This is a genomic window from Gracilibacillus sp. HCP3S3_G5_2, from assembly GCF_052063305.1.
GTDB lineage: Bacteria > Bacillota > Bacilli > Bacillales > Amphibacillaceae > Gracilibacillus.
The window spans coordinates 198,505-210,643 of sequence record NZ_JBQHXU010000001.1; the positions used below are offsets into that span (position 1 = coordinate 198,505).

The 12,139-nt window shown below is 35.6% G+C and carries 19 protein-coding genes; 13 read left to right on the forward strand and 6 right to left on the reverse strand.

Annotation, left to right across the window (positions count from 1 at the left end):
* Positions 1–177 precede the first annotated feature (177 nt).
* The 4 genes from ACTNEP_RS00975 (at position 178) to ACTNEP_RS00990 (ending at position 1,715) form a co-directional block, all read left to right on the forward strand.
* A complete protein-coding gene (locus ACTNEP_RS00975) occupies positions 178–573 on the forward strand; it encodes a hypothetical protein (RefSeq protein WP_441159674.1) in 396 nt (131 codons plus the stop codon).
* 66 nt (positions 574–639) lie between these two features.
* Positions 640–1,011 carry a hypothetical protein gene (locus ACTNEP_RS00980; RefSeq protein ID WP_441159675.1) on the forward strand — a complete coding sequence of 124 codons (372 nt, stop codon included), beginning with the start codon at positions 640–642 and terminating at the stop codon, positions 1,009–1,011.
* A complete protein-coding gene (locus tag ACTNEP_RS00985) occupies positions 998–1,495 on the forward strand; it encodes an RNA polymerase sigma factor (RefSeq protein ID WP_441159676.1) in 498 nt (165 codons plus the stop codon). Before ACTNEP_RS00980 ends, ACTNEP_RS00985 begins: the two co-directional genes overlap by 14 nt.
* The gene (locus tag ACTNEP_RS00990) at positions 1,485–1,715 is read left to right on the forward strand and encodes a hypothetical protein (RefSeq protein WP_441159677.1); all 231 of its coding nucleotides are present in this window, start codon (positions 1,485–1,487) and stop codon (positions 1,713–1,715) included. Before ACTNEP_RS00985 ends, ACTNEP_RS00990 begins: the two co-directional genes overlap by 11 nt.
* A gap of 52 nt (positions 1,716–1,767) precedes the next feature.
* On the opposite strand, the gene ACTNEP_RS00995 is transcribed toward ACTNEP_RS00990, so the two are convergent.
* On the reverse strand, positions 1,768–2,298 hold the full coding sequence (locus ACTNEP_RS00995) for a competence protein ComK (RefSeq protein ID WP_441159678.1): 531 nt from the start codon (positions 2,296–2,298) through the stop codon (positions 1,768–1,770).
* Positions 2,299–2,489: 191 nt separating this feature from the next.
* Here ACTNEP_RS00995 and ACTNEP_RS01000 point away from each other — a divergent pair, with 191 nt between their 5' ends.
* The 6 genes from ACTNEP_RS01000 to ACTNEP_RS01025 all read left to right on the forward strand — a co-directional run bounded on the left by ACTNEP_RS01000 (position 2,490) and on the right by ACTNEP_RS01025 (position 5,373).
* Positions 2,490–2,942, forward strand: a complete 453-nt coding sequence (locus tag ACTNEP_RS01000) for a DUF3939 domain-containing protein (RefSeq protein WP_441159679.1) — start codon at positions 2,490–2,492, stop codon at positions 2,940–2,942.
* A gap of 13 nt (positions 2,943–2,955) precedes the next feature.
* Entirely contained in the window at positions 2,956–3,144 is a 189-nt protein-coding gene (locus ACTNEP_RS01005) for a hypothetical protein (RefSeq protein WP_441159680.1), read from the forward strand.
* Complete coding sequence (locus ACTNEP_RS01010; RefSeq protein ID WP_441159681.1) at positions 3,132–3,374, forward strand: hypothetical protein; 243 nt, start codon at positions 3,132–3,134, stop codon at positions 3,372–3,374. Before ACTNEP_RS01005 ends, ACTNEP_RS01010 begins: the two co-directional genes overlap by 13 nt.
* A gap of 266 nt (positions 3,375–3,640) precedes the next feature.
* Positions 3,641–3,889, forward strand: coding sequence for a hypothetical protein (locus ACTNEP_RS01015; protein WP_441159682.1), 249 nt, complete (start codon positions 3,641–3,643; stop codon positions 3,887–3,889).
* A gap of 112 nt (positions 3,890–4,001) precedes the next feature.
* Positions 4,002–4,526: a sigma-70 family RNA polymerase sigma factor gene (locus ACTNEP_RS01020; RefSeq protein ID WP_441159683.1), complete on the forward strand. Its 525-nt coding sequence runs from the start codon at positions 4,002–4,004 to the stop codon at positions 4,524–4,526.
* Complete coding sequence (locus ACTNEP_RS01025) at positions 4,519–5,373, forward strand: LCP family glycopolymer transferase (protein WP_441159684.1); 855 nt, start codon at positions 4,519–4,521, stop codon at positions 5,371–5,373. Before ACTNEP_RS01020 ends, ACTNEP_RS01025 begins: the two co-directional genes overlap by 8 nt.
* A gap of 88 nt (positions 5,374–5,461) precedes the next feature.
* On the opposite strand, the gene ACTNEP_RS01030 is transcribed toward ACTNEP_RS01025, so the two are convergent.
* Together ACTNEP_RS01030 and ACTNEP_RS01035 are read right to left on the reverse strand one after the other, a co-directional pair.
* Positions 5,462–6,124: a DUF4956 domain-containing protein gene (locus ACTNEP_RS01030; protein ID WP_441159685.1), complete on the reverse strand. Its 663-nt coding sequence runs from the start codon at positions 6,122–6,124 to the stop codon at positions 5,462–5,464.
* A complete protein-coding gene (locus ACTNEP_RS01035; protein ID WP_441159686.1) occupies positions 6,108–6,878 on the reverse strand; it encodes a polyphosphate polymerase domain-containing protein in 771 nt (256 codons plus the stop codon). The genes ACTNEP_RS01030 and ACTNEP_RS01035 overlap by 17 nt, the downstream gene beginning before the upstream one ends.
* 408 nt (positions 6,879–7,286) lie before the next feature.
* Between ACTNEP_RS01035 and ACTNEP_RS01040 the strand changes: the two genes are divergently transcribed.
* Both ACTNEP_RS01040 and ACTNEP_RS01045 read left to right on the forward strand, forming a co-directional pair.
* The gene (locus ACTNEP_RS01040) at positions 7,287–7,472 is read left to right on the forward strand and encodes a hypothetical protein (protein WP_441159687.1); all 186 of its coding nucleotides are present in this window, start codon (positions 7,287–7,289) and stop codon (positions 7,470–7,472) included.
* Entirely contained in the window at positions 7,459–8,094 is a 636-nt protein-coding gene (locus tag ACTNEP_RS01045; RefSeq protein ID WP_441159688.1) for an O-methyltransferase, read from the forward strand. Before ACTNEP_RS01040 ends, ACTNEP_RS01045 begins: the two co-directional genes overlap by 14 nt.
* 393 nt (positions 8,095–8,487) lie before the next feature.
* Here ACTNEP_RS01045 and ACTNEP_RS01050 read toward each other — a convergent pair whose 3' ends face one another.
* The 3 genes from ACTNEP_RS01050 to ACTNEP_RS01060 form a co-directional block, all read right to left on the reverse strand.
* Positions 8,488–9,426, reverse strand: a complete 939-nt coding sequence (locus ACTNEP_RS01050; RefSeq protein ID WP_441159689.1) for a hypothetical protein — start codon at positions 9,424–9,426, stop codon at positions 8,488–8,490.
* A gap of 32 nt (positions 9,427–9,458) precedes the next feature.
* A complete protein-coding gene (locus ACTNEP_RS01055; RefSeq protein ID WP_441159690.1) occupies positions 9,459–10,616 on the reverse strand; it encodes a M48 family metalloprotease in 1,158 nt (385 codons plus the stop codon).
* Between the two features lie 145 nt (positions 10,617–10,761).
* A complete protein-coding gene (locus tag ACTNEP_RS01060; protein ID WP_441159691.1) occupies positions 10,762–11,757 on the reverse strand; it encodes a lipoate--protein ligase in 996 nt (331 codons plus the stop codon).
* Positions 11,758–11,914: 157 nt separating this feature from the next.
* Between ACTNEP_RS01060 and yhfH the strand changes: the two genes are divergently transcribed.
* Complete coding sequence (gene yhfH, locus ACTNEP_RS01065; RefSeq protein WP_100359543.1) at positions 11,915–12,043, forward strand: protein YhfH; 129 nt, start codon at positions 11,915–11,917, stop codon at positions 12,041–12,043.
* Positions 12,044–12,139 lie beyond the last annotated feature (96 nt).

Consider the following 12,139-nt stretch of genomic DNA (forward strand, 5'->3'; position numbering starts at 1 on the left):
CTCCTTCAACCGACTAAAAACTTGAGTTAATTTTATTTTAATATTTTTTTCCCTGTTTTCCTAATCTTTCACATTGATCCTTGATTTTCTATGCTAACTTTTTAACAATTTTATTGTATTTTTTGAAGAGAAAGCATATAATAAGAACAAACGTTCCCTTTAAGGAGGAAATGGAAAATGAGATATTTAAACGAACAAGAGTGGAAATTAGCATCACGTTTTCTATTTTTATCAATGGCCTTAACCGTTATTAAACATGATTTACAAAAAATGAATCAACTATCCCCCTTTAAGATAAATGAACCATATATTGCTTTATTGGAGAAGATGGAAAAAAACGCAACAGAAGAGCGAAGGAAATTACGAAAACAAATGCAACAGGAGAAAATTAAAGTTGTTGCAGCAGAAAAAAATGATTCATTCACTTCTTACTTATTCCTTTGCAAAGGAAAAGAGGAAAAACGCAATTACTTTAATCCTGCTATCCGCAAAAAAGTCGAGGTGATCTTAGAGGAATTGCTTACACATGCCCTTGAACCAACGACTTCCTCGAAGGAAGAAGTAAAGCTGTAACTTTTTCCAAAAAAATGAACCTTTCATCTCTATTAATGGTATAAGTAAATGAAGGAGATGATAAAAATGGAATTAGGTTGGTTGATTAGTACGATCGTTGCCTTTATTGTGGGTGGATTGTTTGCCACACTCATTGCTACGATGAACAAAAAAGTAGTAAAAGACAGACTAGGAAATATCGATTTTAAAAAATCTGATCTTTATTTTTACTGGACTAGATGGGATTATACCATTATTGTAGCTGCTGTTTATACGTTTATCTGTATTACTGGATTATTTGTAGCTTTGCTTTCTGGAGAAAACATTGAAAACCCGTGGATACAATTTTTTCTCCATCAGACATTTGTTTTTTCTTTAATTACATTCATTTGGTTTATTACGCGATTAGCATATGTATTTAAAGGAATTAAAGAGCGGTGGTCTGATGAGTTCAAATGATAATATCCAAGTGGAAGCATTATTTACCACTTACTATCAACAAATTTATCAGTTCACCTACCGCTACACACAAGATGAAGCGTTAAGCTCTGATATTGTCCAGGATACCTTTATCAAATTTCAAAAATATACCAATGACTATGACTCCACTAAATCCCATATTCGCACTTTTTTATTCAGAATTGCTTACCAATTAACGATGACGAAACTAAAAAGACGGAACAAGTTCAAAAAACTACTCCCGTTTTTATATGAACAGAACCAAGAAGAACCAGTATCACTAGAAGAAAAGATTACAATTCGTACTGCTATAATGCAATTACCACCCGAACAAAGAGCTGTAATTATTTTTACTTATTATCATGATTTAAGTCAAAAAGAGATTGCTGCTATTTTACAAATTCCTATTGGGACAGTAAAATCAAGACTACACAGTTCATTAAAAAAGCTAAAAGACCTATTGGAGGTTGATGATGATGAATAAACACGATATTCCCGAGGAATTAAAACAAAAATTAGATGAATTTGAAGTAGATGTACCAGATATTCCATTGAAAAAATCATTATCACAACGAATCGCAAACTGGCTTTATGTGCCAGCGAAAAATCCAGCTGATTATTTTGTTAAAGAGTGTACGCCGTTAAGAATCGCTTTATTTCCTGTGATTATATTACTCTGTTCCATCCCTTTACTATTCATTTAGAGATAAAACCAATAAGGTATGAGCCTTATTGGTTTTATTCTAGTAACCCATCTCATCTCTTTTTATGCCATTTCGATTCAGCGATCTGCTGGGAAACTTCAAGGATATCCTCCATTTTATTACTAAGTAAGTAGCGATACTGAGCAGTGCGGTACAATTGATTGATCATCGTCGCATAAGAAACCTCTAATACTAGATCACGGCCATTCTTAAAGACAACCCGTGTTAAATGCTGCTCTATTTTTTCCAGTTCAAGCACATGTGAATGCGCAATCCACGTACATGCTTTTCTCAAGGGGGATTCCACCGGAAAAAAATACATCCCACTTATTCGATCAATTGCAATTGGCGGTTTGTGCGTAATTCCACTTAACATTCTCGACCCTTCAATAAGCCCTTTTAAACTTATACCAAATGCTTTACATGTACAATCCATCACTTGTTGTGTATTAAATGTTGTTTCATAATCATCTGCTTCCTCATACTCAATGACCCTTGTTAAATAACTTCCATCTGTTTCATAACCAACAACCGCTAATGTCTGTGGACTAATTTCATTCATCTTTTCCATCAAAAATTCCATTTCTTTTCCTCCTTTAAATTATTCCACTATAATGTAGCAATTTTTGCTAAAATTGGATATAAAACACCAAGAAATAACCGGAATTTTCGAGTTTGACTATCATTTCAGTAGAAATTTGCTATAATTTTCTTAAAAGAAGCCATTGAATGGCCATTTTTTAAAAAATTTTCGAAAAAAGTGTGGTGAGATAATTGTGGTTTAAGAAAAAGAAAAAAGAAGCGAAAAAATTCCCAACAAAGGACATATCATTAGAAGAAGTACGTTCCGCTATTCATGAATACAGCAGAGAATTACCACCTAATATTCCACTAAAAATTTTAATCAAGGACGACCTATCCATTGACTATACTTTACTAGCGCCTATTTTGAAGGCGATTCCAACAAAAAGATACTATATGTCAAAAGAAACTTATGACTTATTTGAGGAAGAAGACAAGCATATAGCACAAGCTTTGGATCAAGTTCAACAAGCGGTCGATCAATACATCGCTCAAAAGCAGAAGCTACCGATAATTGATCATGACCCTTATCGTAAAGTTAGTTTTTTTAAATTAGAACAGCTTAACTTAATTACAGAACGGCCAGAAATGGACTTTTATATTACCGATCAGGAACAGTTAGTCACAACGCGGAAACCGAAATGAAGGATAGATGTCGATGACTAGATCAAATAATAAAGCAAAGCAACGAGCAACTTTAAATAATACCTCCGTTATTGATGCACACAGTTTGTCACAATCACATAAAAGGCTAGACGAACTTTTAGAACCTGGAATGTCAGTCCTAGATGTTGACTGTGGTACCGGGGCTATTTCATTCGGTATGCCCGTGTATTGCAGTGGTTAGATCAACCTCAACATGCACTTAACAATCTTGTAAAATCCGTTAAATCAGGTGGAAAATTAGTAGTGCTTGACTACAATCATGAAAAATTAAAATGGGAGCCATATGTTCCAGAATCGATGAAACACTTCTATAACACCTTTTTGAAATGGCGTTCGGATGCTGGGATGAACAACGCAATAGCCGATCATTTAAAGGAAATGTTTGAAAAAAGCGGTTTAAGTCAGGTTTAGGTAACACAACAGCATGAGGAAGTAAAACGTGGACAGGAAAACTTTAAGCCTGCCGTTTCCATCTGGTTAACCGTTGTTGAAACAAAGGGAGAATAATTACTTCAAGATAAGGCGATAGAGAAAGATATGCTTCAAACAGCCATTAGAGAATACAAAGATTGGGTCCGACAAGATGCACAATCGCAAAGGATGTACTTGTTAGCAGTAGAAGGAATAAAAATGTAAATGTGGTAAATATAAATATTACCTATCTAGGAGAGAATGACATGTTGACTTTTTCAGTGATAATTTACCTGTTTCCTCTCATCTCTATTGTAATTGGGATAGTTGGTTACTTCCTATTTAAAAAACTTTCTACACCTGTTACCCTAGTAGTACTAATTATCATCATAGTGGCACTTATATGGTCTAACAGAGCATTTGGGGGTTGGATGTTCATCTATGCAATGATAGCATGTGTAGCTGCTTTTTTAACTAAACTGGGAACTGCCAAAATAAAAAGTAAGAAGCCTTGATAATAAAGGCTTCTTTTACTTTTCAGAAGGTTTTATTAAATTTTTCGAAACTATTTGACGCTCCCTTTCGTCCAATACGCGAAATCAAGATAAACTAGAGAAGAGTGGTGTAATGACAGAACTGGAAAAAGAGCAATTGTTAGAAGAAACAATGATAAACTACGGAGATGATTTAACAAGGTTAGCCTTCCAATATGTTAAGGATAGAGAAATAGCCAAAGACATGGTACAAAATACCTTTATCAAGTGCTATCAGAATCTCGAGCAATTCAGAAATGAGGCTTCGATCAAAACATGGTTATACCGAATTACAATCAATGAATGTAAAGATCATCTTAAAAGCTGGTATAACCGCAAGATACAAGTGAAAAACTTCTTAGAAAATACACTTACATCTCTATTTTTTTCAACTGAAGATAAAGTAATGAGAGAGGAGGAACAAAACACGATTCGGGACTGTATTTTCTCACTACCATATAAATATCGAGAGGTGATTTTCCTCTACTACTATAAATCTTGCACAATAGAGGAAATAGCAATCATTACAGAAGTTAATCTTAATACGGTGAAAACTAGATTAAGACGAGCAAAACAGCGATTAAAACATGTAATGAAGGAGGAAAGTATCGATGGATAACAAATTAAAGAAAGAATTATCCTCTTATTTAGATAAACAAGATTTGAAGTATACGAAGAAAGATCGGGAACGAACCATGCAAACAATTCGTAATCAAACAACAACGAATCAGAATAACAAACGCAGTTATACACGTCCAATATTGCCAATAATAGCATCCTTTGCTGTTTTAGTTTTAGCTATTGCCCTACTTCCATCACTTATAGGAAATGAAAAACCGAATGCTGAACAGGACAGTATTATAGCACCGCCAGAAAAGGAGAAAGGTTTTGCTGTATTATTAATGGGAGAAGATGTGACTAGTAAGAGAAACCCTTTCAACCTTCTGCTCACCTTCAACACTGATCAGAAAAGTGTAAAAGTAGTTTCCCTTCCCCGCGATCTATATGTTGACAGATATAATGCTGAGAGTGAAAAATTCGAAAAAACGAAGCTATTACATGTTGGAGCCCATGATAGCGATCCCGTAGCAAGTATGAATACCGTGTCTTACTATTTGGATATTCCGATTGATTATTATGCTCTGATGCCGTTGGAAGAAATACTTCAATTATTAGAGATAGATAGTCAAAGTGATATAAAGGACATTGCAGAACAAAATAGTTTGGCCAACCTATTAAATGAGGAACAAGTATTTCCAGAACTGATGGAGCTTATTTCTCACCATCAAACAAATATGACGAAAGATGTTTTCAATAAAATGAATAAAGAATCGAGACAGTATGAGATGATAGAAATAGAAGAAGAATTAAATAGTATTTTTGTAGATGAGATTTATTATGTTGAGTTAGAATCAAGTTCCTTAGAACGATTAAAAAATGATTTACAGCATCATATAGGAAGGTAATTCAAAAAGTCTTGTGTATTTCACAAGACTTTTTGAATTACCTCTGCCGCTAGCCGACATCCCATAAAAGGTTAAGCTACAATCCTGATTATTCCTCACTCTCCGTATAGGTCAGTGACACTTTTAAATTAGCGTTTTTCTCACGAATACGGTCAAGCAAATCCTTATCGTTGGTGTCATTTTTACGGCGGATTGCATACGTGTATAAAATCATCGTTCCCAAATTAGTCGTTTCCACCTGGCGCAGTTTATTGCTAAGGGTATACGTCTCGAATACATCATCCAATAATTTTTCATGATTCAAGTTCTCTGGTACCGTTACTTTCAGAATTTGTGTATCCTGCCCTTTTCCATAATTATATTTAAACAGTAGAAAGAACAAAATACCGGCAAAAACAGTTAAAAGAATAGCAAGGTGAAATTGATAAAGTCCGCAAGTCATCCCGACACAAAGGCCAAAAAATATATAAGCGATATCCTTCGCATCTGTTACAGCACTTCTAAAACGGATAAGTGAAAAAACAGCAAACAAACCAAAGGCTACCCCTGCATTGCCACTAACAACCGTCATAACGACTGATACGATCACACTCATCATCACAATGGTATGAACAAAACTCTGTGAATATCGCTCACCAGTAAAAGTAGCTTGGTAGATTAAGGTTATAAATAAACTTAATATCGTCGCCAATCCCATTGCTAATAAGCTCATCCAAAAATTCGCCTCTACCCCATTATGCAAAAATTCCATAATCATTACCTCCTGCAAATACTTGTTCTTTTTCCATTTTACTTATAAGTGGTTGTTTTAATAATTCTAAACTGGTACAAAACTTGGAAGCACTTCTCTGCTCACAATGGAGCTGTTGTAACATACGTGTTAGCCATAAAGGAACACTATTAGTTACTTTTACTTCAAGTACGACCAAGTGTTCATCCATAAAGGTATCTCCATATGCTCCATTTTCAACACGTAAATCTGAATTTCTGCAGCGAAGGTGAAAGTCAAAGGTCATTCTTAAATCTGGATTATCTCTGCCATGAAGAGCATGACGGTCATAGCTGACAATCATTTCAGGCTGTAATTGATACAACGTACGAAAATTATCGATTTCTCTTAACACTTGAGGATTGGATGTTTCGATATTATCTAATGCTTTCCCCTCTTCAAGATAGCGATATGCTTCAGATAACGGTAGAAGCATTCTCCGCTTGTTTACAACATTATTGTGCTTTTGTTTGACTTCAAAAAATGAGGTGCTTTCTATATCCACCTTGTCATAGACTCTCAAACGCAGCTTCTGGCGAAAACGTAATTTGTTTTTCGTTTCATAGTAGATTTTGTGATCCGGACTGTCAAAATACAAACTTGTAACGGTATATTTACCATCTAACCCGAATTTGTCCGGGCGCATGAAAAGAGAAGTTGCTTCGAGTAATTCCTCATATTGTTGCTTGGTAATTAGATACTTTTGTTCTCTTCTAGTGAAAATCTCCAGCGCCATTGCTAACATCCTTTCTAAGCTATTGTGTTGCATATTTGCTATGGTTTAATCATAAAAGAATGAATGTAAGTTTCCGCTGAGAGAAAAATGAGAAAATGATGAAGGTATACTGTGAATTTGTTAATTTAGTGTAAATTTTCCGTTAATTTAGTTAAGAAATGATGTTGACATTACCGATAAAATTTTCCTCTAGATATCGGATAATCTTCTATTCACAAGAATATATGTAAAATAATAGTAGATTACTAAGTTGATATTTTGTATACAAATGTATACACTTGATAAAAAAGGCTAGGAGATTATCCATGAACAGTGACAAATGGAAGGAAGCGGAGCACCATTCACCTAATAAAAAACGGGGTGCCAAAACATTTCGCTGTGGAAAGGCGATTGTAGTTCTTAGAATGTTTGAAGCTAAAACGCTCAACCATTCAGCATCAATTGGACCAACCTCAATATCAATCCATCCAACAAATATTAGTTGGGGAATTAAAGGCTATTGATATGATAATGGAGGAATTTAAGCAGCTGTTTGAACTAGATGAAACAGAAACACACCACCAAAAGCGAGGTGAACAAAGTGAGGAAAATTAATCAATACATTGATTCTGTATTTGACCCACAAGATAGTATATTAGAAGAAGTGGTTACCTCTATCAAAGAGAATGGGATGCCTAATATCTCTGTATCTCCTTCTTCTGGTAAATTTTTAACGATGCTGGTATCCATTTCAGGTGCGAAGAATATATTAGAAATTGGTGCACTTGGCGGATATAGCGGCATTTGTCTTGCACGAGGTTTTGGAGGAAATGGTTCGCTTACCTCTTTAGAATTAGAAGACAAATATGCAAAACTGGCTGCAAGCAATCTCGCAAAAGCAGGTTTCAAAGATCAGGTTACATACTTAACAGGACCTGCTTTAGAAAACCTTGAGAAATTAGCAGCGGAAGATAAGCGCTTTGATTTTTTCTTTATTGATGCCGATAAAGATAATTATCCGAATTATCTCGAGTATTGTATTAAACTAGCAAACCCAAATGCTGTTATTGCTATGGATAATGTTTTAGCAAGAGGCAGTGTGGCTGATGATGAGGTCGAAACAAAGCGCTATACAACGCTGATGAAGGAATTTAATCAAACCGTCGCAAACCACCCACAATTAGAAGCTATACTTGTTCCAATTGGTGATGGTATTACCATTGCCCATGTAAAATAAATGATAGGACCAAAATAAGAATCAACCTACACTTTGTCCTGCATTAGTTAAGCAAAAACAATTTTTCGTTTTGCCCTTTTTTGTCCTTAAAAGTGGTTCTGATAGACACTTTTTCTTGGTTTTGTCTTTTTTTGTCCTTCAGAGTGGTTCTGATGGACACTTTTTCTTGGTTTCGCCTTTTTTTGTCCTTCAGAGCGGTTCTGATGGACACTTTTTCTTATTTTCCCCTTTTTTTGTCCTTCAGAGTGGTTCTGATGGACACTTTTTCTTATTTTCCCCTTTTTTGTCCTTCAGAGTGTTCTGATGGAAAATATTGCCTTCTTTTGTCCTTGAAAAAGGTACATAAGTGTCGGATTGAAAAAAACCCTCGACATACAATCGAGGGTTTTATCTTTAGGATGCGTGATAAATAATCTTCTCCCATTTGCGATTCGCCTGGTCAATAGTGCTGTTAACCTCTTGATTAAGGCGCTTTAATTGCGCGATCGTCTCCTCTACTTTTCGATACATCTCACTAACTTGTTGTTCAGACTGATTAATTTTATCTTGGACAAACCAGTCCATAATAAGACCGTCGAAAAAATAATCGGCAAAGGTTAAACCACCAGAAATCTCAACATTTGCTTGAAATGATTGGCCAATGTCATTTAACTCATGTGAGAACTTTCGTAATAACCGCTGTGCATCATGCGTAGCCTTTTTAGCATCGTCAATATGACTATGCTTTAATGAAGTAGATATTAAACCACCACCAAGCATGTCAGCAGTTCCCCAGTTTTTCGCACTTTCTAGTGAAGAAAGAGCTGATGATAGAGCTCGTTTGACCTTTTCTCCTGCATCAATCGCTTCAGCAATCTCTGATTTCTCGTCTTGCATATTCCCCAGTTCTTCTAATACCTGCAGTGCCTGTTGTCCACTATCATGATTCGTATCTAACAAGTGATAGTACTTCTCTTCTAATAATCGCCGATAACGCACATCAGGCTCTCCTAAATCACGGATTTGCCGATCTAGTGTGGAGATATCTTCTTGCAAATCCTGAACAGACTCTTTTGCTTCCTGATAGCGTAATTGTGCTCTTGCGACTTCCTGTTTCTCTTCATCCAACTTTTCGGACTTTTGACCGGTTATCGAATAAAAAAGATTGGCTACACTAAAGGATTCCAATTTTTCGACATCCACTTTTTCATCTTGTAGTTGTTGGTAGAATGTTTGCTTTTGCTTCTCCAGTTTTTCTAATTCAACTACTAATTCTTTTCGCTCATGTTTTAATCGGTTTAATTTGCGTTTATCTTCTTGGGCTTTTACAATTTTTTTATAATAAGTATCCACTTCAACCACCTCTACTCTATATACGAATCAAATTACCGGTTCGTTTCACGCTTTTCTATTTCTTCTTCAATTCGTTTGATACGATCCGCTATGGATGGATGGCTAGAACGGAACCATCTAATCCATGGAGCAGGTGATATATCCGCTTTCGATTGTTCCGCTAGTAATCGGTAGCCAGTAAGTGCAGGGTATAAGTCTTCCGTCTGGCTGATTGCATATTCGTCTGCCTGGACCTCCATCTGTCTAGAAACCCACAAGGATAGTGGTTGTAAAAATAGTAGTAGTGCTACTGTAATAAATAATATTTTTGTTAAGGATGTTAGCGAATAGACATTTTTCCAGGAACGAGTCCATCTTTGTAATAGTATTAACACGAGAAGGGTTAACAATAGATATAAGCCTATCCCCCAATATACATGATGGTAAATGTAATGAGCGATCTCATGTGCCATAATAAATAAAATTTCACTTTGTTCCATTCCGGCAACCGTTGTATCCCACAATACAATGCGAGCATGATCGAAAATTCCTGTCACATAAGCATTAAAGGTAGATACTTTTTCACTTTTATTGACAACGAGAAGGGTTGCATCGCTAATTCCGGCATCTGTTGTTAAAGCTTCTATTTCTTTTCGCAATTCTCCCTCTTCCAGTAAATAAAAATCATCGAAAAGTGGATCAATCCATATCGGCTGCACAAACATAACAAACAAGACAACAGGAATAGCAAGAAGCCATAGGATCATTCCCCACATTTTTGGCCATCTTTTCATAACTGCTCGTGTTACAAAGATAATAATGACAAGCGATAGTCCGAAAAAAGCGGTATTTACTAAGTTCTCAGCTATCCAAGAAAGAAAACCTTGTGTCCTTACACCCTCTTCGACTGTGATTCTATACCATATAACACGAAGAGGAAAATGGATCAGATAATCTAAAACGGTTAGCAATGTGACATATAACAGCACTTTTTTTAGTTCTGATTCGATTTGCTCCAGCTTTTCTATCACATCTACCTTCTTTATCAATATGTACAGCAACATTAATTGCAGTGGCCACCCAGCAAAGAAAAAAGCATGGGCTAACGCTCCATAACGTGTGTCACTGAAAGATGTGAGTGGATAAAAAAAATAGAAATATAAAAAAAGGCTAAGTAGATACATGGTGTACCCTATGATCATTTTTTTCATACCATCGTCTCCAATGTTTAGCAACGTTATTATCATTATATACAAACAGTGATGGATACTAGTCATATTTCTGCAAAACTTTCATGTCTGTAATAAACTCACCCCCGTTCCATTTGAAATGAAACGGGGGTGAGTTTTTAATTGCTTAATAGATCAATCCAATGAAGTCTTCTTTTGTAATTTTTCCTAAATAATAGGATACATCTATGTTACTTAGTGCTTCATCAATTGCCTGGCGTTCATAGCGAATACCTTTTAGCTGTTCTTCCAACTCTTTCACATCACCAACACCGAAGAAATCACCGTAAATCGTACATTGTTCAATAATGCCTTTATGAACATCAAGGCGCACATCAACTAAACCACTGTCAAACTTGTGTGAGTGTTGAATATTAAATTTCGGGGATTTACCATAGTTCCATTCCCATTGTTGGTATCGTTCTTTTGATAATTGATGGATATTGTTCCAATCTTCATCTGTTAACACGTATTGTGGCACATCTTCTAGGTTTTCCACATCAAAGACGTGTCTGAGTATATGTGCTTTCAATTGATCCATGGATATTTTCTCATCCATAAACTCAGAAATATTAGCAACACGGCTTCGGATTGATTTAATACCTTTTGATTTGATTTTTTCTGTTTTTACATTTAGCGAGCGGACAACATTTTCGATTTCTGAATCATACATTAACGTTCCATGACTGAACATACGTCCTTTAGTTGTGAATTGTGCATTACCTGAAATTTTGCGTCCTTCCGCCACTAAGTCATTTCGGCCTTTTAATTCTGCTGGAACGCCCAATTTTCTTAATGCCTCCACGACTGGCTCAGTGAATTTGGCAAAATTGTGGAAGCTGTCGCCATCATCTTTTGTAATAAAACTGAAGTTTAAGTTACCTTCATCATGATATACTGCTCCACCACCTGATAAGCGACGAACAACTTTGATACCATGTTCATCCACATAATCCGTATTGATTTCTTCAACGGTGTTCTGATTTTTCCCAATAATAATCGATGGGCCATTTATATAAAACAGTAAATATGTATCTTCCTCACCGAAATGTTTGAGTACATATTCCTCAATAGCTAGATTGATGTATGGATCAGTAATTCCTTTATTATCGATAAATTTCATCTACTTTTTCACTCCTAGTATTGGCTACTTTTCACTACTAGTATAAAAGAAGTACATCGAGAAAACAATTTTTACGACATTGTACTAATACAAACGGTTGATTTTTTAATTTTGTTATAATACAATAATAACACGACACACTTTTGGGAGGTCGGTTATGAAGAACATCGTTGAATTCTTTCGCAACATTCCCAGAAAAAAGTGTAGTAAGTGCGGAAATGATATTGTAGAACAAGCAGATTGTTATCATAACATCTGTGACAACTGCAGTCATCCCGCCATCTAACCTGTTACGTCTTTTACAACCATATCTTTCGTTTCTTTCATCCTTCTTATCCTGCTGAACGAGGATGATGAACATTCCCATCCAATTAATCAAGAT